General features: G+C 72.4%; 24 protein-coding genes. 20 read left to right on the top strand and 4 right to left on the bottom strand.

Going from position 1 to position 24,046, the window contains the following annotated elements:
• Positions 1–77 precede the first annotated feature (77 nt).
• The 20 genes from H6A23_RS07760 to H6A23_RS07665 all read left to right on the top strand — a co-directional run bounded on the left by H6A23_RS07760 (position 78) and on the right by H6A23_RS07665 (position 20,029).
• On the top strand, positions 78–461 hold the full coding sequence (locus H6A23_RS07760) for a VOC family protein (RefSeq protein WP_204831621.1): 384 nt from the start codon (positions 78–80) through the stop codon (positions 459–461).
• A gap of 62 nt (positions 462–523) precedes the next feature.
• The gene (locus H6A23_RS07755) at positions 524–2,503 is read left to right on the top strand and encodes an ABC-F family ATP-binding cassette domain-containing protein (RefSeq protein ID WP_204831620.1); all 1,980 of its coding nucleotides are present in this window, start codon (positions 524–526) and stop codon (positions 2,501–2,503) included.
• A complete protein-coding gene (locus H6A23_RS07750) occupies positions 2,496–2,804 on the top strand; it encodes a hypothetical protein (RefSeq protein WP_204831619.1) in 309 nt (102 codons plus the stop codon). Before H6A23_RS07755 ends, H6A23_RS07750 begins: the two co-directional genes overlap by 8 nt.
• A gap of 3 nt (positions 2,805–2,807) precedes the next feature.
• Positions 2,808–3,503 carry a site-2 protease family protein gene (locus H6A23_RS07745; RefSeq protein WP_286165896.1) on the top strand — a complete coding sequence of 232 codons (696 nt, stop codon included), beginning with the start codon at positions 2,808–2,810 and terminating at the stop codon, positions 3,501–3,503.
• Complete coding sequence (locus H6A23_RS07740; protein WP_204831618.1) at positions 3,503–4,333, top strand: segregation and condensation protein A; 831 nt, start codon at positions 3,503–3,505, stop codon at positions 4,331–4,333. The genes H6A23_RS07745 and H6A23_RS07740 overlap by 1 nt, the downstream gene beginning before the upstream one ends.
• 57 nt (positions 4,334–4,390) lie before the next feature.
• Positions 4,391–5,068 carry an SMC-Scp complex subunit ScpB gene (scpB, locus tag H6A23_RS07735; protein WP_204831617.1) on the top strand — a complete coding sequence of 226 codons (678 nt, stop codon included), beginning with the start codon at positions 4,391–4,393 and terminating at the stop codon, positions 5,066–5,068.
• Positions 5,061–5,921, top strand: a complete 861-nt coding sequence (locus H6A23_RS07730; protein WP_286165895.1) for a pseudouridine synthase — start codon at positions 5,061–5,063, stop codon at positions 5,919–5,921. The genes scpB and H6A23_RS07730 overlap by 8 nt, the downstream gene beginning before the upstream one ends.
• Positions 5,918–6,628: a (d)CMP kinase gene (cmk, locus tag H6A23_RS07725; RefSeq protein ID WP_204831616.1), complete on the top strand. Its 711-nt coding sequence runs from the start codon at positions 5,918–5,920 to the stop codon at positions 6,626–6,628. The genes H6A23_RS07730 and cmk overlap by 4 nt, the downstream gene beginning before the upstream one ends.
• Positions 6,625–7,362 carry a lysophospholipid acyltransferase family protein gene (locus H6A23_RS07720; protein ID WP_204831615.1) on the top strand — a complete coding sequence of 246 codons (738 nt, stop codon included), beginning with the start codon at positions 6,625–6,627 and terminating at the stop codon, positions 7,360–7,362. Before cmk ends, H6A23_RS07720 begins: the two co-directional genes overlap by 4 nt.
• A gap of 2 nt (positions 7,363–7,364) precedes the next feature.
• Complete coding sequence (gene ispH, locus H6A23_RS07715; protein WP_204831614.1) at positions 7,365–8,207, top strand: 4-hydroxy-3-methylbut-2-enyl diphosphate reductase; 843 nt, start codon at positions 7,365–7,367, stop codon at positions 8,205–8,207.
• Between the two features lie 161 nt (positions 8,208–8,368).
• Positions 8,369–9,751, top strand: coding sequence for a DUF512 domain-containing protein (locus tag H6A23_RS07710; RefSeq protein WP_204831613.1), 1,383 nt, complete (start codon positions 8,369–8,371; stop codon positions 9,749–9,751).
• Positions 9,752–10,195: 444 nt separating this feature from the next.
• Positions 10,196–11,527, top strand: coding sequence for a ribosome biogenesis GTPase Der (gene der, locus H6A23_RS07705; RefSeq protein WP_204831612.1), 1,332 nt, complete (start codon positions 10,196–10,198; stop codon positions 11,525–11,527).
• Positions 11,527–12,228, top strand: coding sequence for a glycerol-3-phosphate acyltransferase (locus tag H6A23_RS07700; RefSeq protein ID WP_204831611.1), 702 nt, complete (start codon positions 11,527–11,529; stop codon positions 12,226–12,228). Before der ends, H6A23_RS07700 begins: the two co-directional genes overlap by 1 nt.
• Positions 12,225–13,265: an NAD(P)H-dependent glycerol-3-phosphate dehydrogenase gene (locus tag H6A23_RS07695; protein ID WP_204831610.1), complete on the top strand. Its 1,041-nt coding sequence runs from the start codon at positions 12,225–12,227 to the stop codon at positions 13,263–13,265. Before H6A23_RS07700 ends, H6A23_RS07695 begins: the two co-directional genes overlap by 4 nt.
• A complete protein-coding gene (gene rpe, locus H6A23_RS07690; RefSeq protein ID WP_435793491.1) occupies positions 13,262–13,942 on the top strand; it encodes a ribulose-phosphate 3-epimerase in 681 nt (226 codons plus the stop codon). The genes H6A23_RS07695 and rpe overlap by 4 nt, the downstream gene beginning before the upstream one ends.
• A 5-nt stretch (positions 13,943–13,947) precedes the next feature.
• A complete protein-coding gene (locus H6A23_RS07685) occupies positions 13,948–15,138 on the top strand; it encodes a cysteine desulfurase family protein (RefSeq protein WP_204831609.1) in 1,191 nt (396 codons plus the stop codon).
• A 12-nt stretch (positions 15,139–15,150) separates the two neighbouring features.
• Complete coding sequence (locus H6A23_RS07680; RefSeq protein ID WP_204831608.1) at positions 15,151–15,873, top strand: zinc ribbon domain-containing protein; 723 nt, start codon at positions 15,151–15,153, stop codon at positions 15,871–15,873.
• Complete coding sequence (gene coaBC / locus H6A23_RS07675) at positions 15,870–17,141, top strand: bifunctional phosphopantothenoylcysteine decarboxylase/phosphopantothenate--cysteine ligase CoaBC (RefSeq protein ID WP_204831607.1); 1,272 nt, start codon at positions 15,870–15,872, stop codon at positions 17,139–17,141. The genes H6A23_RS07680 and coaBC overlap by 4 nt, the downstream gene beginning before the upstream one ends.
• Positions 17,138–17,983, top strand: coding sequence for a deoxyribonuclease IV (locus tag H6A23_RS07670; RefSeq protein WP_353653035.1), 846 nt, complete (start codon positions 17,138–17,140; stop codon positions 17,981–17,983). The genes coaBC and H6A23_RS07670 overlap by 4 nt, the downstream gene beginning before the upstream one ends.
• Positions 17,984–18,220: 237 nt before the next feature.
• Positions 18,221–20,029 (top strand): ABC-F family ATP-binding cassette domain-containing protein, encoded by a 1,809-nt coding sequence (locus H6A23_RS07665; protein ID WP_204831606.1) that lies wholly within the window; start codon positions 18,221–18,223, stop codon positions 20,027–20,029.
• Positions 20,030–20,059: 30 nt separating this feature from the next.
• Here the strand turns inward: H6A23_RS07665 and H6A23_RS07660 are convergent, their stop codons facing one another.
• The 4 genes from H6A23_RS07660 to bilS are packed head-to-tail and all read right to left on the bottom strand — an operon-like array spanning position 20,060 to position 23,714.
• On the bottom strand, positions 20,060–21,031 hold the full coding sequence (locus H6A23_RS07660) for an acyl-CoA dehydratase activase (RefSeq protein WP_204831605.1): 972 nt from the start codon (positions 21,029–21,031) through the stop codon (positions 20,060–20,062).
• Complete coding sequence (locus H6A23_RS07655; RefSeq protein WP_204831604.1) at positions 21,028–22,206, bottom strand: 2-hydroxyacyl-CoA dehydratase; 1,179 nt, start codon at positions 22,204–22,206, stop codon at positions 21,028–21,030. Before H6A23_RS07655 ends, H6A23_RS07660 begins: the two co-directional genes overlap by 4 nt.
• On the bottom strand, positions 22,199–23,209 hold the full coding sequence (locus tag H6A23_RS07650) for an acyl-CoA dehydratase activase-related protein (RefSeq protein ID WP_204831603.1): 1,011 nt from the start codon (positions 23,207–23,209) through the stop codon (positions 22,199–22,201). The genes H6A23_RS07655 and H6A23_RS07650 overlap by 8 nt, the downstream gene beginning before the upstream one ends.
• Complete coding sequence (gene bilS / locus H6A23_RS07645) at positions 23,193–23,714, bottom strand: flavodoxin family protein BilS (protein ID WP_204831602.1); 522 nt, start codon at positions 23,712–23,714, stop codon at positions 23,193–23,195. The genes H6A23_RS07650 and bilS overlap by 17 nt, the downstream gene beginning before the upstream one ends.
• Between the last annotated feature and the right edge of the window lie 332 nt (positions 23,715–24,046).

Here is a 24,046-nt window from a genome sequence, read left to right as displayed (position 1 = left end):
GGCCGGCGAGGCCGGGTTGCCCCCATGCGGTCCCCCTGTCCTATAATGGGTGGGTTTGCATCGCGAAAGGAGCACCCATGCCCGCATCCGAGAACCCCGTCGAGCTCTTCGGCCTCAGGCTCGCGCACGTCGGCATCAACACCACCTCGCCCGACGAGGCCGCCGCGACGGCGGACGCCCTCTGCGCCCTGCTCGGCATCGAGCGCGGCGCGGAGCCCTTCCCCGTGTCCTCGTTCGCCGGGACCCTCGTCGAGGTCATGAACAACGGCGGCCGCGGCGCGCGGGGCCACATCGGCCTGCACGTCGACGACATCGACGCGGCCCAGGCCTGGTACGAGGCGCGCGGCGTCGAGTTCAACGAGGCCTCGCGCGCGCTCTGCCCCGACGGCTCGGGCCGCACCTACCTCATCTACTTCAAGGAGGAGATCGCCGGCTTCGCGATCCACCTCACCATCGCCTAAAAGGGGCCTGACCCTTTTAGGCGACTTTCGACTTTCAGGACGGGAAACCAGGGAAGACACACGTGATCGCACTCGCAGACAAGATAGCCAAGTCCTTCGGCGGCCGCACCCTCTACTCGGGCGCCACCCTCCAGCTCAACGCGGGGGAGCGCTGGGCGCTCGTCGGGCCCAACGGCTCGGGCAAGACCACGCTCCTGCGCATCATCATGGGGGAGGAGAGCCCCGACGAGGGGACCGTGAGCTTCGCGCGGGACACGACCGTCGGCTACCTCGAGCAGGAGGCCCACCTCGCGGGCGAGAAGAGCGCGCTCGCCGAGGTCGTGGACTCGGCGCACGAGGTCAAGGAGGTGGAGCGCCGCGTGCGCGAGCTCGAGGCGCAGATTTCCGAGACCACGCCCGGCCCCGAGCTCGACCAGCTGCTCGAGCGCTACGGCGCCGCCCAGGACCGCTTCGAGCGGCTCGGCGGCTACGAGCTGGAGGCCCGCGCCCGCCAGATCCTGGCCGGCCTCGGCTTTCCCGTGGAGGACTTCGACAAGCCCGCCTGCGACTTCTCGGGCGGCTGGCAGATGCGCATCTCGCTCTCCAAGCTGCTGCTGCGCCACCCGGACCTGCTGCTGCTCGACGAGCCCACCAACCACCTCGACCTCGAGAGCGTGCGCTGGCTCGAGCAGTTCCTCGCGGGCTACGATGGCGCCGTCCTTCTCGTCTCCCACGACCGCGCGTTCATGGACGCCTGCGTCTCCCACGTCGCCGCGGTCGAGAACCGCCGCCTCGCCACCTACGCGGGCAACTACAGCGCCTACCTCAGGCAGCGCGAGGACAACCTCGAGCAGATGCGCGCCAAGCGCGCCGCGCAGGAGCGCGAGATCGCCCACATGCAGGTCTTCGTGGACAAGTTCCGCTACAAGCCCACCAAGGCGGCCCAGGCGCAGGAGCGCATGAGGAGGATCGAGCAGATCAGAAGCGAGCTCGTGATCTTGCCGGAGGGCACCAAGAAGGTGCACTTCTCCTTCCCCGAGCCGCCCCGCACGGGCGACGAGGTCGTGAGCATGGAGGGCGTGGCCAAGTCCTTCGGCGAGAACCACGTCTACTCGGGCGTGGACCTCAAGCTCTACCGCGGCGACCACGTGGCGCTCACCGGCCCCAACGGCGCGGGCAAGTCCACGCTCATGAAGCTCATCAACGGGCTTCTCGCCCCGGACGAGGGGACGGTGGAGCTCGGCAAGAACGTGACGAGGGCCTACTACGCCCAGCACCAGCTCGAGCAGCTGAACGAGGCCAACACCGTCCTCGCGGAGATGGACTCGGTTGCCGCCGGCTGGACCACCTCCGAGGAGCGGCGCCTCCTGGGCGCGTTCCTCTTCCACGGCGACGACGTCGAGAAGCGCGTGGGCGTGCTCTCCGGCGGCGAGCGGGCGCGCCTGGCGCTCGCCAAGATGCTCGTGGCCCCGGACCCGCTGCTTTTGCTCGACGAGCCCACCAACCACCTCGACATCGACTCGGTGGACGTGCTCGAGCGCGCGCTCGTTGACTTCAAGGGCACGATCGTGCTCATCTCCCACGACGAGCACCTCGTGCGCGCCGTGGCCAACAAGGTCGTGGACGTGCGCGACCACAAGGTGACGGTCTACGACGGCGACTACGACTACTTCCTCTTCAAGCGCGCCGAGCTCGAGGCGAGGGCCGCCGGCGAGGCCGCGCCGGCGCCGGCGCGGCAGGCGGCCGAGAGCGCCGCCCCGGCCGGCCGCAACGTCAAGACCCGCGAGCAGCGCCGCGCCGAGGCCGAGGAGCGCAACCGCAGGAACCGCGCCCTCAAGAAGGAGCGCGACCGCCTGCGGCAGGTCGAGGCCGCGCTCGAGCCCGCGCAGGCGCGCCTCGCCGAGCTCGAGACCCTCATGGCCGACCAGGAGCTCTACAACGACGCCCGGCGCTTCGACGAGTGCATGACGGAGTACGCGGCGCTCTCCAAGAAGGTTCCCGCGCTCGAGCAGGAGTGGCTCGAGCTCACCGAGAAGCTCGAGGAGGCCGCCTCGCTTGGCTAGCACCCTCGCCTCCCGCCTTGCCCGCGTCGCGGCGATCGTTTGCCGCGCCTTCGCCTGGGCGCTGCTCGCGCTCGCCGCGGCCGACGCGGTCCTCCCGGCCGGCGCCCGCACGGCGCTGCTCGCCGCCAACGGCCTCGTCACGCGGCTCCTGCCCGCGGCGATTTCCGGACTCTTCGTGTTCCAGACGCCCGCCGGCGGCGCGCTGCGGGGCGACTTCGTGCTCGCTGCTATCATGTTGCTCGCGCTCGCCTGGGCGCTGGGGCGCGTGCCTCGCTCGCCGCGCCGCCGCGAGAGGGGGTAAGTCTTGGGGTACCTGACCGACAGGGTCGTCTCGATCGCGCTCACCGTGGCGCTCGTCATGGTCTCCGCCATCGTCCACGAGGTCGCGCACGGCTGGGCCGCGCTCAGGCTCGGCGACCCCACGGCCAAGCAGGCCGGGCGCCTCACGCTCGACCCGCGCGCGCACCTCGACGGCTTTGGCTCCATCGTCCTGCCCCTCATCATGGCGCTCGCCGGCGGGCCGGTCTTCGCCTTCGCGAGGCCCGTCCCCTACAACCCCGCCCGGCTGCGCCACCCGCGCCGCGACGAGGTGCTCGTCGCCCTCGCGGGCCCGGCGTCAAACCTCCTGCAGGCGGTCGTCGGCGCGGCGCTTCTCGGCCTGCTCCACTCCGGCCTCGCGGCCCTCGCCGCCACCCCGCTCGGAATCGAGGTCGCCTCCTGGGCGTACCTGCTGCTCCTCACCTACGTCCGGGTGAACCTGGTGCTCTGCTTCTTCAACCTCATCCCGCTGCCGCCGCTCGACGGGTCCAAGGTCGTGCTGTACTTCCTCTCCGGCCGGGCGCGCGAGAAGTACTACGAGCTGCAGGGCTACTCGATGGCCATCCTGCTCGCGGCGCTCTACGTGCTGCCGGGGCTCCTGCGCGTGGACCCGCTCTCCGCCTACCTCGACGCCACGGCGGGCGCGCTCATGCGCGTCCTTCTCGGCTGGGCGGTGGGCTAGTGTCCTACCGCGTCCGCACGCAGGCCTACTCGGGGCCCTTCGACCTCCTGCTCCAGCTCGTGACGAGGCAGAAGGTGACGATCGGCGCCATCTCCATCTCCGAGGTCGCCAACCAGTACCTCGCCGAGGTCGAGCGCATGCGCGAGATAGACCTCGACGTCGCGAGCGACTTCGTGCTCGTGGCCTCGACGCTGCTCGACATCAAGGCCGCCTCGCTCGTCCCCGACGAGCCCGTCTCGCGCCGCGCGCCGGACGAGGACGACGAGGACGACGAGCTCGCCGCGCTCTCGCCCGACGAGGCGCGCGAGGTCCTCATCGCCCGCCTCGTGGCCTACAAGCAGTTCCGCTCCGCCGCGGCGTCGCTCGCGGCGCGCGCGGAGGCGGAGGGCCGCATGCACCCCAGGACCGTGGGCCCCGACCCGGAGTTTCTCGGCCTCATGCCGGACTACCTCGAGGGCATCACGCTCAGGAGCCTCGCCGTCATCTGCGCGGACATCGACTCCCGGCGCGAGACGTTTCTGCTCGAGGCCGAGCACGTGGCCCCGCGCCGGGCGCCCGTGGCCCTCACCATCGCCGCCGTCGACAGGCTGGTCCGCGCGCGCGGCAGCGTGACGTTCACCGAGCTCCTCGACGGCCAGGACGACGCCGAGACGGTCGTCGCCAACTTCCTGGCGGTGCTCGAGCTCTACAAGCGCGGCCTCGTGCGCGTGCGCCAGGACGAGCTCTTCGGGGAGATAGACGTCACCCACGTCGAGGGCGCGGGGGCCTACGAGCTCGACGAGTCGGTCCTGGCCGAGCTGGGGGAGGACTACGATGCCGCTGACGACTAGCAATTTGCCTAAAAGGGGACAGGCCCCTTTTAGGCGACCTCGCGGAAGGGGGCGCTCATGAGCGATCTCGAGCGCGTCGAGTCAGGATCTCTCAAGGGCCTCCTCGAGGCCCTGCTGCTCGTCTCGGACGACTCGGTCCCCGCGACCGAGCTCGCCCGCGCGGCGGGCGCCGAGCCGGGGGAGGTGGCCTCCGCCCTGGCCGAGCTCGCGGCCGAGTACGCCGACGCCAACCGGGGCTTCCAGCTCCGCGAGGCCGCGGGCGGCTGGCGGCTCTTCACGCACCCCGCCTACCACGACGAGGTGGCCGACTACGTGCTCTCCTGGGACACGCGCCGGCTCTCCCAGGCGGCGCTCGAGACCCTCGCCGTCATCGCCTACCACCAGCCGGTCACCCGCGAGGGCGTCCGCGCCATCCGCGGCGTCAACTCGGACGGCGTCATCGGCTCGCTCAAGGAGAAGGGCCTCGTGCGCGAGGTCGGCCGCGACCGCGAGCGCGGCCAGGCGCAGCTCTGGGGCACGACGCGCCTCTTCCTCGAGCACTTCGGCCTGAGGAGCCTGCGCGACCTGCCGCCGCTCGAGGACTTCGCCCCGGACGAGGAGGCGCGCCGCTTCATCCGCGAGCGGCTCTCGGGGCGCTCGATCGGCTCCACCCTCGAGGAGGCCGAGGCCGACCTCGAGGAGGAGGCGGAGCTGCTGGAGGACGGCACGGACGACGGGGAGGGCATCGATGGGTGAGCCCCCGCGCGAGAGCGGCGTCTACCCCATGCGCCTCCAGCGCTTCCTCGCGCGCGCCGGCGTCGCGAGCAGGCGCGGCTCCGAGCGCCTCATGACGGCCGGCCGCGTGCGCGTGAACGGCGAGGTGGTGACCGAGCTCGGCAGCAAGGTCGACCCGGAGCGCGACGTCGTGACCGTCGACGGCGCGCCCTGCCGGCTCGAGGCGCGCCCGGTCGACATCGTGCTCAACAAGCCCGCGGGCTACGTGACCACGATGAGCGACCCGCAGGGCCGGCCCACCGTCGCTGCCCTCGTGCCCGCCCGCGAGCACCCGGGCCTCTTCCCGGTGGGCCGGCTCGACCTCGACACGACGGGGCTTCTCCTCTTCACCACGGACGGCGACCTCGGCCAGGCGCTGCTGCACCCCTCGCGCCACGTGGAGAAGCACTACGTCGCGCTCGTCTCGGGCACGCCCTCCGAGCGCGACCTCGAGCGCCTGAGACGCGGTATCATGCTCGAGGACGGGCCCGCGGCGCCGGCCGGCGCCGAGCTCGTCGCGCCCTCGGACCCGCTCTTCTCGGTCGTCGCGCCGCGCGGGGCGGGGCGGACCGGCGGGGGCGAGCCCAACGCCGTCGTGGGCATCACCATCCACGAGGGGCGCAAGCACCAGGTCAAGAAGATGCTGCTCGCGATCGGCCACCGCGTCCTCGCCCTGCACCGCGACGCCTTCGGGCCGCTCGCGCTCGGGGACCTGCGCGAGGGCGCGTGGCGCGAGCTCAGCGAGGCGGAGTCCCGCGCGCTGCGCGAGCGGCCGACACAGCGACCCCCCCGGCCCGGCGCCGGAGGGGGAGCACGGAGATTGGGGAGCCAATGATCGTCGCCATCGACGGGCCCTCGGGCTCGGGCAAGTCATCGGTCGCGCGCGAGGTCGCGCGTCGCTGCGGCCTCACGTACCTCGACACGGGCGCGATGTACCGCTCGGTCGCCCTCGCGTGCCTCGAGGCGGGCATAGACCCGGAGGACGCCGACGCCGTGGCGGCCGTGGCCCACGACGTCGCGATCGAGTTTCGGCCCGACGGGGACGCCCAGCGCGTCCTCGTGGACGGGCGTGACGTGACCCGCCAGATCCGCACGCCCGAGGTCGAGCTCGCCGTCTCGCCGGTCTCGGCCAACCCGCGCGTTCGCGAGGCCATGGTCGCCCTCCAGCGCGCCTTCGGCGCGAGCGGCGACGTCGTGGCCGAGGGGCGCGACGTCGGGACGGTCGTGTTCCCGGCCGCCGACGTCAAGGTCTTCCTCAGCGCCTCGCCCGAGGCGCGCGCCCGCCGGCGCGCCGTCCAGCGCGGGGGCGGCAACCTCGCCACGGGCGACGTCGTTGCCGTGGACGAGGCCGACGAGCGCGCGATCCTCGCCGACCTCGTGCGCCGCGACGCGTACGACTCCAGCCGCGAGGCCTCGCCGCTGCGCCCGGCCGCCGACGCGCGGCACATCGACTCCTCCGAGCTCGGCTTCGACGAGGTCGTCTCGGCCGTGATCGCGCTCTCGCCCGAGCTTGCGGCGCGCGAGCAGGGGAGGCGCTCATGAGCGAGAAGAACGCGCGCAGCCAGAGGGGAGGGCACATGCGCGCCTTCGCCGGCAACACCTTCGACGACTACTACGACCACGCCCTCGCCGACCACCCCCTGCCCGGGCGGCTTCTCATCGGCGCCGTGGTGCGCATCCTGTGGCTCGTCACCAAGTTCCTGTGGCCCTGGCGCATCGAGCGCGCGGAGCTCCTCCTGAACGACGCGCGCGGCCGGGTGGTCATCATGAACCACGAGTCCATGCTCGACCCAGTGGCCGTCGTCGTGACCATGTGGCTCGCCCACGTCCCGGTGCGGATCGTCTACAAGAGCGAGTTCGACAAGATCTTGCCCGCCACCTGGCTCTTCTCGCGCGCCGGCGGCTTTCCCGTGGCGCGCGGCACCGCCGACATGAAGGTGGTGCGCCGCGCCAAGGCGATGCTCTCCCGCGGGGAGTGCGTGCTCATCTACCCCGAGGGGACGCGCGTCCGCGACGACGCCGACCAGCAGGCCCACGGCGGCTACGCGATCATGGCGCAGCTCGCCCACGCCCCGGTCCAGCCGGTGGCGATCATAGGCGCGCGCCGCCTGCGCTTCCGCCGCCCGGTCTACATGCGGGTCGGGGAGCCCGTCGAGTGGTCCGAGCTCCCGCCCGGCTCGCGCAAGGAGCAGCTGGCCGAGATGGAGCGCGTCGGCATGGGGCGCGTCTACGAGCTGCGCGACGAGCTGCGCGCCGAGCACCCGGGGGTGGAGTGACCGTGGCCGAGATACGCGTCGCCTCCGAGGCGGGCGCCTGCTACGGCGTCGAGCGCGCGCTCCAGATGGTCGAGGCGGCCGCCGACGAGCGCGCGGGAGCCGTGCGCACCCTGGGGCCGCTCATCCACAACCCGCGCGTGGTGGCGGGGCTTGCCGAGAGGGGCGTGGACGCGGTGGGCTCGCCCGAGGAGGCCGCCGGCGGCACCCTGCTGCTGCGGACGCACGGCACCGTCCCCGAGGAGGAGGAGCGCGCCCGCAGGCTCTGCGCGCGCGTGCTCGACGCCACGTGCCCCTTCGTGAAGAAGGTGCACCAGGCGGCCGAGCGCCTCTCGCGCGAGGGCTATCAGGTCGTCGTGGTGGGGGAGGCGGGCCACCCCGAGGTCGAGGCCACGCTGCCGCACGCCCCGGGGGCCGTCGTGGTGGGCTCGGCCGAGGAGGCGGCCGCCCTCCCGCACGCCCGCAAGGTGGGGGTCGTCGTGCAGACCACGGCCCGCCGGGTCCTTCTCGCCGAGGTGACGACGGCGCTTCTCGGCGTCGCGGAGGAGGTGCGGGTGATCAACACCATCTGCGAGGCCACCTCCGGCCACCAGGCGGCCGCCGACGCCCTCGCCCGCGAGGCCGACGTGATGGTGGTCATCGGCGGGCGCAACTCCGCCAACACCACCCGCCTCGCCGAGATCTCCGCCGCGCGCTGCCCGCGCACCCACCACGTCGAGGGGGACGACGAGCTTCGCCCGGAGTGGTTCGAGGGGGCGGGGCTCATCGGCATCACCGCCGGCGCGAGCACCCCGGCAAGCCAGATCGAGGCCGTCCGCGCGCGCATCTCCGAGCTCGTGGGGGCATAGGGCCCCTCGCCGCGCGGCCCCGCCGAAACCCCGTGCGCGGCTGGCCGCGAACCGCCAGCCGCGACGGCGCGACGGCGCCTCGTTCTTCTCGCCCATACGGTACGGAGGTTCGCGGGCCCTGGGATGGCGGCGGGGCGCCGCGACGCAGAAGGGAGCACGCCATGGCCGAGCAGAAGCGCGCGGACTACGCCTCGACGAGGGACCGGGCGCTCGGCGCCTGGGTGGCGTCGGTCGAGGAGGGGAGCCCCGCCTGGGAGGCGGGGATCGAGCCCGGCATGCGAATCGCCACCGTGAACGGCGTCGCGCCGCGTGACCTCATCGACTGGCGCTGGGAGGCCGACGGCGCCTGCTGCGCGCTCGAGGTCTTTGACCCGCGCGACGGCACCACCACGCCCTGCGAGCTCTGGCGCGAGCCCGGCCAGGACTGGGGGATCGACTTCACCGACGTCCTCTTCGACGGAATCCGCACCTGCGTGAACGCCTGCCAGTTCTGCTTCATGGCGATGCTGCCGCCCGAGGCGCGCGCCTCGCTCACCCTGCGCGACGACGACTATCGCCTCTCCTTCCTGCAGGGCAACTTCGTGACGCTCACCAACGTCACGGACGAGGAGGCCGAGCGCATCGTCCGGTGCGGCCTCTCGCCGATGAACGTCTCCATCCACGCAATCACGCCCGAGGTGCGCCGCTCGCTCATCGGCCGGCGGGCCGAGCGCGGCATCGAGGTCCTCGAGCGGCTGCTCGCGGGCGGCATCGAGGTCCACGCCCAGATCGTGCTCTGCCCGGGCATCAACGACGGGGCCGAGCTCGCCGCCACGCTCGACTGGGTGGAGGCGCGCCCGGGCATCACCTCGCTCGCCGTGGTGCCGCTCGGCTACACCAAGCACAGCCGGCGCTTCAAGCGCTCCTACTCCGACGACGTCGAGGCCTCGCGCGCGGTCGTGCGCCTCATCGAGCCCTACCAGGAGCGGGCGCGCGAGACGCTCGGCATCACGCGCTTCCAGCTCTCCGACGAGTTCTACGTGGACGCGCGCCTGCCCGTCCCCGCGGCCGAGACCTACGACGGCTACCCGCAGTTCTACGACGGCATCGGCATGCTCCGGAGCTTCCTCGACGAGACGGCGCTCCTCCGCCGCGAGCGCGCGGGCGACCTGCGGCGCGTCGGCGAGGCGCTGGGCGAGAAGGACCTGCGGGCCTCGCTCGTCTGCGGCGAGGCCGCGGCCGAGACGATCGAGGCCCTCTGCCGGGCGCTCTCGGCGGGAGGCCGCGCGCGCACCTTCGCGGTCCGAAACGACTACTTCGGCGGCGACGTCAACGTGACCGGGCTCATCGTGGCGCAGGACCTGCTCGCCCAGCTGCCGGCCGACCTCGCGGGCACCATCGTCGTGCTGCCCGAGGTGATGTTCAACTTCGACCGGCTCACCCTGGACGGGGACACGCAGGAGCGCATCGTCGAGGAGCTGCGGGGGCGCGGGGCGCGCGTCTGCGTGTGCGTGCCGAGCCCGGCGGACATCCTCGACGCCCTGGCGGCGGAGCTCCTCGAGTAGGCCACGAGCAGGCCCGGGGCCGCCGAGGGCGAGGGCGGCGCGGCGCGTCGTGCCACGAACGGCCCGCTACTGGGCGTTTCGCCCCTGCCTCGTCGCGCCGGGCGCCCCCGCCGCCACGACCCGCGGGCGACTGGGTGGCATCCTTGATGCCCGCGCGGGGGGGACGCCTCGTAGCCGCCCCCCCGCGCGGCCTCCACACGTCCCTCTCGCCACGCCTTCCGTGGGATTGGGTGGCATCCTTGATGCCCCGCGGCACGCCGCATCAAGGATGCCACCCAATCGCGCCGGGTTTGCGCGGGGGGTCGGGCGCGGCCCCGGGGTCCGGGGCCGCCGCGGGCGCAGGGGGAGACGGCCCGCCCACCCGTGGGGGTTTTGCGCGCTCACGGGCCAAAACCGACCGCTCGTGGTAGACTTGCGGCACCAATGGAATAGCAAGGAGACCAGATGCCAAAGCCCGTAGTCGCCGTGGTCGGCCGCCCCAACGTCGGCAAGTCCACGCTCGTCAACCGCATTGCGGTGAGCCGCGACGCCATCGTCCACGAGTCGCGCGGGGTCACGCGCGACCGCTCGTACCACGACGCCGACTGGAACGGTCGCGACTTCACCCTCATCGACACCGGCGGCATCGAGTCCGCCAAGTCCAAGGACGTCTTCGCCCCGCGCATCCGCGAGCAGGCGCTCATGGCCTGCGAGGAGGCCGACGTCATCGTCTTCGTGGTGGACGGCACCACCGGCGTGACCGACGAGGACGAGGAGGTCGCCCGCGTCCTGCGCCGTCAGGACAAGCCCGTGTTCCTCGTCGTCAACAAGAAGGACGACCCCGCCACCGAGCAGGACGGCCTCTGGGACTTCTACGCCCTCGGCGTGGGCGAGCCGCGCCCGCTCTCGGCGGGCCACGGCCACGGCACGGGCGACCTGCTCGACGACATCGTCGCCACCTTCCCGGAGCCGACCGAGGACGAGGCCGCCGACGACATGCTGTCCCTGGCCATCGTCGGGCGCCCCAACGTGGGCAAGTCGAGCCTCGCCAACCGCCTCGCCAACAAGAAGCGCTCGATCGTCTCGGACGTGGCGGGCACCACGCGCGACGCCATCGACACCGTGATCGAGTGGAAGGGCCAGCCCATCAAGCTCGTCGACACCGCCGGCATGCGCAAGAAGACGCAGGTCCACGAGGACGTCGAGTACTACAGCCTCGTGCGGGGCCTGCAGGCCATCGACCGCGCCGACGTGTGCCTGCTCGTCGTGGACGCCACGATCGGCGTCACCGAGCAGGACCAGAAGGTCGCCGGCATGGCGATCGACCGCGGCTGCGGCCTCGTGCTCGTGCTCAACAAGTGGGACCTCGTGGAGACCGAGCAGCAGAGAAACGACATCGTCTCCTCCATCGACAAGCGCCTCGCCTTCGCGCCGTGGATCCCCACGGTGAACGTCTCCGCGCTCACCGGGCGCGCCACCGACAAGGTCCTCGAGCTCGCCGTCCGTGCTGCCGCGGCCCATGCCGCCCAGCTCAGGACCGCCGAGCTCAACGACCTTCTCGCCGAGATCCGCGAGGGCGGCCACACCCGCTCGGAGCGCGGTCGGCGCCTCAAGATCCAGTACGCCACGCAGACCGGCTCCAAGCCGCCCGTGATCTCCTTCTGGTGCAACGCGCCGGACCTCGTGGACGACAACTTCGAGCGCTTCCTCGAGAACCGCCTGCGCGCCCGCTTCGACCTCGTGGGCACGCCCGTCCGCCTGCGGTTCCGCCGCAAGTCCGAGGGGGGTGAGCGCTGATGGGGGAGCTCGCCCTCTGGACGGCGGTCTTCTCCGTCGGCGCCTACCTCGTGTGCGGCATCCCCTTCGGGCTCGTGATCGCGCTCGCGATGGGCCACGTCGACGTGCGCACCGTCGGGTCGGGCAACATCGGCACCACCAACGTCGCCCGCTCGGTGGGCAAGGCCGCCGCGGCGGCGACCCTCGCCTGCGACGTCCTGAAGGGCCTCGTCTGGATGCTCGTCTCCCGCTGGGCCGTCGCGGCGCTCGCGCTAGGGGGAGACGTCGCCTCGCTCGACCACACCACGCTCTTCGGCACCGCGATGTCGGTCGTGTTCCTCGCCTGCATCCTCGGGCACGTCTTCTCGCCCTACCTCGGCTTCCACGGGGGCAAGGGCATCGCCGTGGGCTTCGGCGCGGCGCTCGGGCTCTTCTGGCCGGTGGGGCTGGGGGCGCTGCTCGTCTTCGTCCTTCTCGCCGTGCCCACGCGCTACGTCTCGCTCGGCTCGCTCGCCGCGGCCGCGTCGCTTCCGGCGTGGTGCGCCGTGCTGGGCTTCCCGCCCGTCTCCATCGCGCCGATCGTCGTGGCGGCCGTCGTCGTCATCTGGTCGCACCGCGAGAACGCCCGCCGGCTCATCCACGGCGAGGAGCGCCGCTTCTCGTTCCACAAGTCGGGCGAGAAGGACGAGGGGGCCGAGAAGGGCGACGGTGAGGCGCGATGAGCAGCCGCGCCGGACGCGTGGCCGTCGTGGGCTCGGGCTCGTGGGGGACCGCGATGGCCGGGCTGCTCGCCCCGCGCGCGGACGAGGTGACGCTCTGGTGCCGTGACGCCGCCGTGGCCGAGGCGATCTGCGCCACGCGCCGCAACCCGCGCCACCTCGCGGACTACGAGCTCCCGGGAAACGTCCGCGCCACGCCCGACCGCGCGTCCGCGCTCGCGGGCGCCGAGGTCGTCGTCCTCGCCGTGCCCTCCTCCTACCTGAGGGGGACCTGTGCCTCGCTCGCTGGGCTCGTGGCGGACGACGTCCCGCTGCTCGTGCTCACGAAGGGCGTGGAGATCGGCACCAACGAGCTCATGCTCGACGTGGTCGCCGACGAGCTGGGCCACCGGGGGCGCATCGCCGTCCTCTCCGGGCCCAACCACGCCGAGGAGGTCTGCCTCGGCAAGCTCTCCGCCGCCGTGCTCGCCTCCGAGACCCCCGAGGTCGCCCGGCGCCTCCAGGGCCTCGTGGTCAGCCAGAGCTTCAGGGTCTACGTCTCGGGCGACGTCACGGGCGTGGAGATCTGCGGCGCCATCAAGAACGTCGTCGCCATCGCCTGCGGCGCGGCGGCCGGCTTCGGCGCGGGCGACAACGCGCTCGCCGTCATCATGACGCGCGGCCTCGCGGAGATCGGCCGGGTGGCCGCCGCGCTCGGAGCCGACCCCCTGACGCCGATGGGGCTCGCCGGCATGGGGGACCTCGTGGCCACCTGCACCTCGCGCCACTCGCGCAACCGCACCTTCGGCGAGGCGCTCGCCGGCGGCGAGACGCTCGAGTCCTACGAGGCGCGCACGCGCATGGTCGTCGAGGGCGCCCGGGCGGCCGAGAGCGTCCTTGCGCTCGCCCGCGCGCACGGGGTCGAGGTGCCCATCACCGAGGCGGTCCACGCCGTGCTCCGCGGGGAGGTCGACGTGCTCACCGCGACCGACGCCCTCCTCGGCCGCCGCCCCACCGAGGAGTTCTACGGAATCGCAACGCAAGACAAGGAGAACGCATGATGAACGATGAGATCAGGGTGGCCCCCTCGGTCCTCTCCGCCGACTTCCGCCGCCTCGCCGACGAACTCGCCGACGTCTCCTCGGCCGACCTCCTGCACTACGACGTCATGGACGGGCACTTCGTCCCCAACCTCTCCTTCGGCATCGACCTGCTGCGCACCGTGAAGTCCGCCACGGAGCTCCCCGTCGACGTCCACCTCATGATCTCCAACCCCGACGAGATGGTCGAGAGGTACCTCGACGCGGGGGCCGACGTCGTCTCCTTCCACTACGAGGCGACCTCCCACGCCCACCGGCTCGTCTCGCTCATCAAGGACCGCGGCGCCAAGGCGTCGATTGCCATCAACCCGGCGACGCCCGTGTGCCTGCTCGAGCCCATCCTCTGCGAGCTCGACATGGTGCTCGTCATGACCGTGAACCCCGGCTTCGGCGGCCAGCGCTTCATCGAGTCGTCCCTGCGCAAGCTCCGCCGCCTGCGCCGCATGTGCGACGAGCAGGGCGTGAGCCCCGCCATCGAGGTCGACGGCGGCATCACGGCGAGAAACGCGGCCGAGGTCGCGGCCGCGGGCGCCAGCGTGCTCGTGGCGGGCAGCTCCGTCTTCGGCACCGCGGACCGCTCCGCCGCCATCGCCGCGATCCGCGCGTCCGGCACGAGCGGCACGTCGAGAAGGGCCTGAGCCCCGTGACGCGACCCACCTACCTGGACTACGCCGCCTCCGCGCCCGCGCGCGAGGAGTCGCTCGCCGCCGAGCGCGCCTACGAGGCGAGCGAGATCGCCGGGGCCAACCCCAACTCGCTCCACACGCTCGGGCGCGCCGCGGCCCGCGCCCTCGACGGCGCCCGGGCAGACCTCGCCCGGTGCGCGGGCGGGCGCTTCCGCCCCTCCGACGTCATCCTCACCTCGGGCGGCACCGAGTCGAACAACCTCGCCGTCCTCGGCCTCGCCGAGGGCGCCCGCGCGCGGGCGTCGCGGCGCAGGAGCGTGGTCCTCTCGGCGATCGAGCACGACTCGGTCCTCGACCTCGCGCCCGTCCTGCGCGAGCGCGGCTTCGAGGTGCGCCTCGCGCGCCCCGGGCGCGACGGCGTGGTGCGGCCCGCGGCGCTCGAGGGCCTCGTCGACAAGACCTGCGCCCTCGTCTCTGTCATGGCGGCCAACAACGAGACCGGCGTCTGCCAGCCCGTGGGCGAGCTCGCCCGCGCCGCGCACGCCGCCGGCGCCCTCTTCCACACGGACGCCGTCCAGGCCTTCGGGCACCTGCCGCTCGGCCTCGCCGACGTCGACGCCGCGAGCGTCGCCGCGCACAAGCTCGGCGGCCCCGTCGGCGTGGGCGCGCTGCTCGTCCGCGGCCGCGCGCCGCTCCGTCCGCTCACCTTCGGCGGCGGCCAGGAGCGCGGCCTGCGCGCGGGCACCCAGGACGTGCGCGGCGCCCTCGCCTTCGCCGCGGCGGCCCGCGCGGCCTGCGGGGCGCTGCCCCGGACCGTCGAGGCCGTCTCCCGCCGCGCCGAGCGGCTCGCGCGGCAGCTCTGCGCCCCCGGGACGGGCGTCCTCGAGACGGCGGCCGTGCCCTACGACGGGACGTCGCGCCTCCCCGGCATCGTGAGCGTCATGGTGCCCGGGCTCGACTCCGAGACGCTCGTCCTCGAGCTCGACCAGGCCGGCTTCGAGGTCTCCGCCGCCTCGGCCTGCTCCTCCGGCTCGCTCGACGCGAGCCACGTCCTTCTCGCCATGGGGGTGGCGCGCGAGAGCGCCCTCGGGTCGCTGCGCGTCTCCTTCGACGAGCGCGTGGGCGACCATGACCTCGACCGCCTCGGCGAGGCACTTCTCGACATCGTACGTGACCATGCCGGCGACCGACGTCGCGGGCGCAGATAGCAAGGGGAACCGATGACCGAAGCAGCAGCACTCCTCTCCCTCCAGGACCTCGACCTCAGGCTCCTCAAGCTCGCCTCGAGCCTGGCCAAGATGCCCCAGCAGACCCGCCTCAGGACCATCGAGCTCGCGCGCAAGAAGGTCGCGGCCGAGCTCACGGGCATCGTCGGGCAGCGCAAGGACGCGCAGATAGAGATCGAGGAGACCGAGGCCGAGCTCGCGCACTACCGCGAGAAGTCCGCCGAGGTCCAGGCCCAGGCGGACTCCGGCGCCCTCACGCACCGGGAGCTGCGCGACTACGAGCGCCAGCTCACCTCGCTCGCCAAGCGGATCGAGAAGTGCGAGTACGCACTCGGGCCCGCCCGGGAGCGGCTCGAGCGGCTCGAGCGCGCGGAGCGAAACGCCCGGCGCACCGAGGAGCGCATCGAGTCTGAGCGCGCGGCCACGCAGGCCTCGCTCGACGAGGGCTCCAAGAGCATCAGGGCCGAGATCGTCTCGCTCTCGCGTGAGCGCGAGGCCGCGGCGGGCGCGCTCACGGCCGGGCACCTCGCCACCTACGAGGCCGCCAGGAAGCGCTTCAGGGGCCTCGCCGTCGAGCGCCTCAACGGCAACGTCCCCTCGGTCTGCCGCGTGAAGCTCCAGCCGAGCCAGTTCCACGACCTCTCCCACGGGGACGAGATCACGGAGTGCCCGTACTGCCACCGCATGCTCATCACCTCCGAGGAGGGGCAGGAGTGAGCGGGGAGGGCGCCGCCGCGCGCGAGGGCCGTGGGCCGCGCGTCCTTCTCGCCGTCTGCGGGGGGATAGCCGCCTACAAGGCGTGCGAGGTGCTGCGCGGCCTCCAGAAGGCGGGCTGCGAGGTCCGCGTGACCATGACCGAGGACGCCGCGCGCTTCGTGGGCGCCGCCACCTTCGAGGCGCTCTCCGGCGCGCCCGTGGCGACCTCGCTCTACGGGCACCCGGGCTCCGCCATCCCGCACATCGAGCTCGCCGAGTGGGCGGACGCCGCCGTCGTGGTGCCCGCAACGGCGAACGTCATGGCGAAGATGGCCTGCGGGATCGCCGACGACTGCCTCACCACGACGCTGCTCGCGTGCTGGGGGTGCTGCCCCGTGCTCGTGGCGCCGGGCATGAACGTCCACATGTGGCAGAGCCCGGCCACGCAGGCGAACGCCGCCACGCTCCGCGCGCGCGGCGTGAGCTTCGTGGGCCCCGACAGCGGCCGGCTCGCCTGCGGCGACGTGGGCGAGGGCAAGCTCGCGGCCGTGGACGAGATCGTGGCCGTGGCGCTCGCGCTGCTCGCGCCGCGCGACCTCGCCGGCATCCGGCTGCTCGTGAACGCCGGCCCCACGCACGAGGCCATCGACCCCGTGCGCTACATCGCCAACCGCTCCACGGGCAAGATGGGCTTCGCCATCTCCGCGGCCGCGGCGCGGCGCGGGGCCGAGGTCACCCTCGTGGCCGGGCCCGTGACGCTCGCCACCCCCGCCGGCGTGCGGCGCATTAACGTAGAGAGCGCGGCGCAGATGCGCGACGCCATGCTCGCGGCCTTCGCGGACGCCGACGCCGCGATCTGCAGCGCCGCCGTGGCCGACTACGCGCCCGCCGCGCCGGCCGACCACAAGCTCAAGAAGTCCCGCGAGCACCTGAACGCGATCCCGCTCGCGGAGACGGCGGACATCCTGGCGGAGCTCTGCGCCGAGAAGGGGTCGCGCGTGGTGGTGGGGTTTGCCGCCGAGACGGACGACCTCATCGCCCACGCGACCGAGAAGCTCCGCCGCAAGGGGGCCGACCTCATCGTGGCCAACGACGTGAGCCGCCCCGAGTCCACCTTCGGCGCGGACACCAACCGCGTGGCGCTCGTCTCCGCCACCGGCGTGGAGCAGCTCGAGACCCTGCCCCTCCCCGCCGTCGCCGACGCCATCCTCGACAAGTTGGGGACTGTCCCCAATTTGCATATGCGAATTGGGGACAGTCCCCAATTCGCAGACGGGAGCCAGGCGTGAGGAATCTGGTTGTAGGCTGCCATCTCTCGACGGCCAACGGCTACGCGGCCATGGCGGAAGACGCCGTCTCCATCGGCGCCACCACGTTCGCGTTCTTCACGCGCAACCCGCGCGGCGGCAACGCGCGCGAGCTTGACGACGCCGACCTCGCCGCGTTTCTCGCCACGCTGGACGAGCACGCGATCGGCCCGCTCGTGGCCCACGCGCCCTACACGTACAACCTCTGCTCCGCGAAGCCCGAGACCGTGGAGTTCGCCCGCCGCGCGATGCGCGAGGACCTGGCGCGCATGGAGCGCCTGCCCGGCCACCTCTACAACTTCCACCCCGGGAGCCACGTCAAGCAGGGCGCCGAGGAGGGGGTCCGCCTCATCTGCGAGGGCCTGAACGAGGTGCTTGTGCCCGGGCAGCGCACCACGGTCCTGCTGGAGACCATGGCGGGCAAGGGGACCGAGGTCGGCCGCTCCTTCGAGGAACTGGCCCGCATCATCGACGGCGTGGAGCACGACGAGCTTCTCGGCGTGTGCCTGGACACCTGCCACGTGGCCGACGCCGGCTACGACATCGCGCGCGACCTCGACGGCGTGCTCGACGAGTTCGACCGCGTGATCGGCCTCTCTCGCCTGCGGGCCCTCCACCTCAACGACTCCAAGAACCCGCTCGGCTCCCACAAGGACCGCCACGAGAGGATTGGCGCGGGCACGCTCGGCCTCGAGACCTTCCGCGCTGTGGTCACCAACCCGCGGCTCGCGGGGCTGCCCATGGTCCTCGAGACCCCGCAGCCGGGCCTTGCCGGCTGGGCTCAGGAAATCGCGCTGCTGCGCGGGCTCGCGGCGGGGGAGTGACGGGCGGGCGCTCTTCTCGTCCCGCGCGCCGCAGGGCGGTCGATTGACGTTTTTATCACATGAGATCGACGGGGCAACGGGTGTCCGAAGGCTGTTTACCGCGTCCGGACACCCGTTGCCACGGGGCATTCCATGCGATAAATCCTCAAATCGTACAGCGGGATGGCGCGCCACGAGGGGCAAGAGGGGCGGGCGGCCCCTATAATGGTCCGGAACCGCGACAGGAAGGAACCCGGCATGGGAATCCTCATCGGACTCGAGCACGTGGGCCACGAGTGGCCCGGCAAGCGCGTGCTGGAGGACCAGGCCATAGGCATCAACGAGGGCGAGCGCATCGGGATCGTCGGCCGCAACGGGGACGGCAAGTCCACGCTGCTGGAGATCGTGGCCCGCGTGCTCGAGCCGGACGTCGGAACGGTCACGTGGCGCCGCAGCATCTCCGTGGGCTACCTCGGCCAGGCCGACCGGCTCGCGGACGCGGACCCCGTGCGCCGCGCGATCTTCGGCGACGTGCCGGAGTACACCTGGGCCTCGGACGCCCGCATCCGCCAGATCCTGGACGAGCTCGTGGGCGACCTCTCCCTTGACGCCCCCGTGGGCGAGCTCTCCGGCGGGCAGCGCCGCCGCGTGGACCTGGCCCGCGTGCTCTGCCACACCTGGGACGTCATCTGCATGGACGAACCCACCAACCACCTCGACCTCGCCGCCATCGAGTGGCTGGCGGAGCATCTGCGCCGCCGCTGGCCGGCGGGGGAGGGCGCGCTCCTCGTGGTCACGCACGACCGCTGGTTCCTGGACGAGGTCTGCGAGCACATGTGGGAGGTCCACGACCGCCGCATCGAGCCCTTCGAGGGCGGCTACTCAGCCTACATCCAGCAGCGCGTGGAGCGCGACCGCCAGGCCGCCGTCATGGAGGAGCGCCGCCAGAACACGCTGCGCAAGGAGCTCAACTGGCTCGCGCACGGCGCCAAGGCGCGCACGAGCAAGCCGCGCTTCCGCGTGGAGGCGGCGCGCGCCCTCATCGCCAACGACCCGCCGCTCAGAAACCCGCTCGAGCTCAGGCGCCTTGCCGTCTCCCGCCTGGGCAAGCAGGTCATCGAGATGTCCGGCGTGAGCTTTGCCTACCCGGGCGGACCCGCCGTGATCAGAGACGTGGACTGGCTCATCGGCCCCGGCGACCGCTACGGCATCCTCGGCGCCAACGGGGCGGGGAAGTCCACGCTGCTCGCGCTCATGACGGGCGCGCTTGCGCCTACGTCCGGCACCGTGAAGATCGGGGCCTCGGTGCGCTTTGGCTTCATGAGCCAGCACCTGGACGCGCTCGGCGAGAAGGACGACTGGCGGGTGCTCGAGCTGCTCGGCCGCTACAAGCGGAGCTACCTCGTGGGCGGCAAGATGCAGAGCCCCACGCAGCTCATCGAGCGGCTGGGCTTCGAGCAGCGCGAGCTGCAGAACTTCATCAAGGACCTCTCCGGCGGGCAGCGTCGGCGTCTGGCGCTTCTGTGCGTCATCCTGGAGGAGCCCAACGTGCTCGTACTCGACGAGCCCGGCAACGACCTGGACACGGACATGCTCGCCGTGATGGAGGACCTACTCGACAGCTGGCCCGGGACGCTCCTGGTGGTGAGCCACGACCGCTACCTGATGGAGCGCGTGACCGACGACCAGTTCGCCCTCATAGACGGCCACGTGCGCCACGTCCCCGGAGGCGTGGACGAGTACCTGCGCCTGCTGGGCGAGAAGGGCGGCGGGGCGGCCTCCTCCCCCGCGGACGAGCCGGGGGCGGAGGGTCCTTCTCGCCCCGCCACGGGCGGTCTCACCAACCAGGAGCGCCGCGAGCTCAAGAAGCGCTTCGACGCGGTGAGCCGCAAGCTCGAGAAGACGGCAGGCGACCCGGAGCGCCTCCGCGCGGAGATGGCCACCGTGGACGCGAGCGACTACGCCGCCCTCATGGCCGCGCAGGAGGCGCTCGACGCGTGCCTCGCCGAGCGCGAGGCCCTCGAGGACGAGTGGCTCGAGCTCTCTGAGCGCCTGGGGATAGAGTAGGGGACTCGCCTAAAAGGGGCCTGTCCCCTTTTAGGCGAGTTTGGGGCGGACGGCGCCGCGCTCGCAGCGGTTGCCCCAGGAGTCAATCAGGTCGTCGTCGCGGTAGACGCAGACGACCTCGCAGTGGTTGGCGCACCGCCCGCAGACGACCTCGCGCGTGCGGAACTCGAAGTCGTCGACGTCCCAGGCGAAGGGGCAGCGCGCGGAGGCGGGGGCGTCGGCCGCGAGCAGGGCCGCCCCGAAGGCGCCCATGAGGTGCCCGTCGGCGTCCACGAGCACGTCCATGCCGAGCTCGTCCTCGAAGGCGCGCACCACGCCGGAGTTCTTGGAGACGCCGCCCTGGAACACCACGGGCGCGACCACCCTCTTGCCCTTCGCCACGTTGTTGAGGTAGTTGGTAGCCACCGCGCGGCAGAGCCCGGCGATGACGTCGCGCTTCTCGTAGCCCACCTGGAGCTTGTGGACGAGGTCGCTCTCCGCGAAGACCGTGCAGCGCGCGGCGATGTTGGCGGGGTGCTCCGAGGTGGCCGCGATGTCGCCGAACTCCTCCACGGCAACGCCCAGCCGGTGCGCCTGCGACGAGAGGAACGAGCCCGTGCCGGCCGCGCAGAGCGTGTTCATGGCATAGTCCACGGCCACGCCGTTCTCGACGCAGATGATCTTGGAGTCCTGGCCGCCGATCTCCAGGATCGTGCGGACGTCGGGGTGCAGGAAGGTGGTGCCCACGGCGTGCGCCGTTATCTCGTTCTTGACCACCTGGGCCCCGAGCATGGCGCCCACGAGGCGGCGCGCCGACCCGGTGGTGCCCACGGCGCGGACCTCGTAGGCCCCGCGGTCGAGCTGCGCGGCGAGCTCGTCCACCACGCGGCGCGCGGCGTCGGTGGGGGCGCCCTCCGTCCAGAGGTAGGAGCGCGCGAGGATGGCCCCGCGCTCGTCTATGACGACGCCCTTCGTGGAGATCGACCCGGTGTCGACGCCGAGAAACGCCGTTCTTCTCGTCATATCGTCTTTGCCTTTCTCATCGCAAGCATGTCGTAGAAGGCCTCGAGGCGCGTGTCGAGGCCGGTGTCGCTCGTCTGGGTGTCGTAGCTCAGGAAGAGCACGGGCACGTGGTGGTCGCGCGAGAGCCGCTGCAGCACGGGCATGCAGTCGATCTCGGGCGTGCAGCCCGCCGACTTGGCGTGGACCACGCCGTCGAACCCCTCCTCCATGTAGCGCTTGGCCGCGGCGATGGTGAGGCTCGAGGTGGGGCCCATGTCGTAGGCCGCGTAGTCGGCGATGGAGCGGCGGACGTTGGGCTCGTTGTAGCGCAGGAAGCGGTTGGTGATGGTGATAGCGCGGGCCAGCTCGACGTGGAGCGAGAGGAGCTTGCGCTCGAGCTCGAGGTTGCTCGGCGGGTCCATCACGGTGAAGAACTCGCCGGTGAGCCCCACGCGCACCGGGCGCTCCGGCTTGTCGGTGGGCAGCGCGCGCAGGGCCCCCATGCCGCGGCGGAAGGCGTGGTTGACGTCGGACATGGTCGCGCAGCAGCGCATGTCGTCGAAGAAGGCCTCCCGGGCGCGCTCGAAGGAGCCCGGCTCGCGCTCGAAGCCGGCGTTGGCGAGGTAGTAGTCGTTGTAGGCGTCGAGGTCCTCGACCATGCGGAAGAGCACGAGCATGTTGGCCACGCCCGCCGGCACGGAGAGCCGGGGGTTCACCACCCGCTTGCAGTACGTGACGTAGTCCTTGAAGGACCTCCCCGCCACGAAGGAGAAGTTGAGCATCTCGAAGTCGTCATAGCCCATGTCGCGCAGGACCATCTCCTGCAGCTCGCCGTAGTAGGTGAGCCGGCAGTACCCCGTGAACTGCACGAGCACGTTGGCGCCGGCCTCGAGGGCCTCGACGTAGTCGCCGAGGATGTGCTTGAAGGGCGCGCAGACGTAGTCGTTGCTGTGCTCGGTCCCGATCTCGAGCGTGCGGCGCGTGGGCGCGGGCATGCGCACGTAGTCCGCGTCGAGCACGTGCTCGACGAAGTACTGGAAGGCCACGTCGTAGTAGCCGTAGTGCATGAAGGCGACGCGCTTCCTCGAGTGCCGGGAGCCCCGCGAGCGCCGCCTCAGGGCCGTCGTGGCCCTCGACGCGCCGGAAAGGACGCTCACCCGGGCGCGCGGCCCGTCGGCCTCGGTGCGATCACTCATGGAGGTAGCCTCCCTTGCGCTGGTAGGACAGGATGTCGACGAAGCTCTCGACGCGCGTCTCGACGCCCGCCGTGCCGCTCTGCGCGTCGACGGTGAGCGTGAGCAGCGGGCGGCCCTTCACGCAGAGGGCGATGGCGTCGTCGGTCATGGAGTCGGGCCCGCACGGGAACGCGCTCACGAGCACGACGCCGTCGACGCGCTCGTGCAGCTCCAAGATGGCGCCCACGAGCTCGCGGTTGACGATCCACGGCAGCGACGGCGAGAAGTCGCGCGAGCGGCGCAGGCCGCGCGCGTGGTCGAACTCGTCGGCGAAGAGCACCGTGGCGCCGTTGGCGCGCAGGGCGTCCACGACGGGCCCGGCGACGAAGGGGTCGTGCGCCACGTAGGGGTGGGCGGAGAGCAGGATGAGCAGCGGCCGCTCGGCCGCGGGCAGGCGCCTCGCGCCGGCGACGAGCTCGGCCTGGGCCCGGGCGAGGGAGGCGTCGCGCTCGCGCTGGGCCGCGCAGGCCGCGCGCCAGGCGCGCTCGCCGTCCCGGCGCGAGGCGCCCATCGACTGGGCGAGCGCCGCGTAGGACCCGCGCTCGTCGCGCTCGGCGCCGCCCTCGGAGAGCAGCGCCGAGAGCACCCGGACCGGACGTTCCGCGAGCGAGAAGGCGCTGGTCACGAGGTCGGGCAGGGCCTGGAACTTCGTGCAGTAGGAGCGAAGCGGCCCGGGGATGGCGAAGGACGGGACGAAGACGGCGTCCGCCTCGTCCGCGAGCGCGTCCACGTGGCCGAGGTAGAGCTTGGAGGCGAGGCAGCACTCGTCCACGGAGAGCGCCTGCCCGCGCTCGAAGACGGCGCGGTCCGAGGGCGCGCTCACGCGGACCTTGCGCCCGAGCGCCTCGAAGAAGGCCCGCCACTTGGCGCCGAGCCGATAGTACATGAGGGCGCGCGGCAGCCCCACCACGGAGACGTCGGCGAAGGGCGCGCGGCGCTCGAGGGCGCTACGCACGGGCGCCATCCGGGCTCGCCCCCTCGTCCCGGGCGAGGGCCCCGCGCAGGGCAGCCTCGAAGGCGTCGAGGTCGTCCGCGCTCGGGTGGCCGAGGGCGCGGTCGAAGTTCTCGATCATGGGGAGGAAGCGCGCGGGGTCCCGCTCGGCCATCCCCTCGTAGCGCGCGCGGACGGCGGGCGGCATCTGGCCCTGGCACATGAAGCGCCCCACGACTCGCGCGTCGGCGGGCAGCGCGGCGGCGAAGTTGTCGAGCACCCTGTCGTAGTAGGCCGGGTCGCCGCCGAAGCCGCAGGTGCCGAAGAGGAAGACCCGCTTGCCGGCGAGCTGCGGCAGGACGTCCCCGAGCGCCGGGTCAAGCCCGCCCTTGTCGGTCCATGAGCCCAGCAGCACGAGGTCGGCGCCCTCCGCCGATCCGGCGTCGCGCCCGCCCCGCGCGTCCAGCGCCTCACGGGCGCGCTGCGCGAGCTTGGCGGTGTTGCCGGTCTTGGAGCTGCAGATGATCGTATAGAGCATGATTCCTCCTTGGGTTGCCAGATGCCTTATACCCCAAACCCGACGGCTCGACCAGGCTCGCGCGCCCTCCCCGAAGATGCGCCGCCGGCTGTGGAGGATTCGCGGTCTTTTGGGCCCCACAGTCAAACCGCGCGATGGCCGCGCGTTTCCCGCGGGGCCTCGAGCGGGCGCAGCCCGCTCCCAAGCGGTAGCCGCCATCTGGGGCTTCACCGAGGCGCAGTGCGCCTCGCCACGTGCCTCGCGCGCCCGGGTCGGCCGGGCGGCAGGCCGCCGGGAGCCAATCGAAAGCCGCGCGGGAGCGCCATCTGCGAGGCTCTTCTCCCAGAGACGTC

It is taken from the genome of Olsenella uli, assembly GCF_016900775.1.
Classification (GTDB): Bacteria; Actinomycetota; Coriobacteriia; order Coriobacteriales; family Atopobiaceae; genus Thermophilibacter; species Thermophilibacter uli_A.
The sequence above is the reverse complement of the archived record's forward strand: the minus strand, read 5'-3'. Positions and strand labels throughout refer to the sequence as shown.

Coding starts and splice junctions, on each gene's coding strand:
- H6A23_RS07700 (WP_204831611.1), top strand. CDS start 11,527: ATGGGGGAGCTCGCCCTCTGGACGGCGGTCTTCTCCGTCGGCGCCTAC.
- H6A23_RS07760 (WP_204831621.1), top strand. CDS start 78: ATGCCCGCATCCGAGAACCCCGTCGAGCTCTTCGGCCTCAGGCTCGCG.
- H6A23_RS07720 (WP_204831615.1), top strand. CDS start 6,625: ATGAGCGAGAAGAACGCGCGCAGCCAGAGGGGAGGGCACATGCGCGCC.
- H6A23_RS07650 (WP_204831603.1), bottom strand. CDS start 23,209: ATGGCGCCCGTGCGTAGCGCCCTCGAGCGCCGCGCGCCCTTCGCCGAC.
- H6A23_RS07710 (WP_204831613.1), top strand. CDS start 8,369: ATGGCCGAGCAGAAGCGCGCGGACTACGCCTCGACGAGGGACCGGGCG.
- H6A23_RS07680 (WP_204831608.1), top strand. CDS start 15,151: ATGACCGAAGCAGCAGCACTCCTCTCCCTCCAGGACCTCGACCTCAGG.
- H6A23_RS07695 (WP_204831610.1), top strand. CDS start 12,225: ATGAGCAGCCGCGCCGGACGCGTGGCCGTCGTGGGCTCGGGCTCGTGG.
- H6A23_RS07655 (WP_204831604.1), bottom strand. CDS start 22,206: ATGAGTGATCGCACCGAGGCCGACGGGCCGCGCGCCCGGGTGAGCGTC.
- rpe (WP_435793491.1), top strand. CDS start 13,262: ATGATGAACGATGAGATCAGGGTGGCCCCCTCGGTCCTCTCCGCCGAC.
- H6A23_RS07665 (WP_204831606.1), top strand. CDS start 18,221: ATGGGAATCCTCATCGGACTCGAGCACGTGGGCCACGAGTGGCCCGGC.
- H6A23_RS07660 (WP_204831605.1), bottom strand. CDS start 21,031: ATGACGAGAAGAACGGCGTTTCTCGGCGTCGACACCGGGTCGATCTCC.
- H6A23_RS07730 (WP_286165895.1), top strand. CDS start 5,061: ATGGGTGAGCCCCCGCGCGAGAGCGGCGTCTACCCCATGCGCCTCCAG.
- scpB (WP_204831617.1), top strand. CDS start 4,391: ATGAGCGATCTCGAGCGCGTCGAGTCAGGATCTCTCAAGGGCCTCCTC.
- bilS (WP_204831602.1), bottom strand. CDS start 23,714: ATGCTCTATACGATCATCTGCAGCTCCAAGACCGGCAACACCGCCAAG.
- der (WP_204831612.1), top strand. CDS start 10,196: ATGCCAAAGCCCGTAGTCGCCGTGGTCGGCCGCCCCAACGTCGGCAAG.
- cmk (WP_204831616.1), top strand. CDS start 5,918: ATGATCGTCGCCATCGACGGGCCCTCGGGCTCGGGCAAGTCATCGGTC.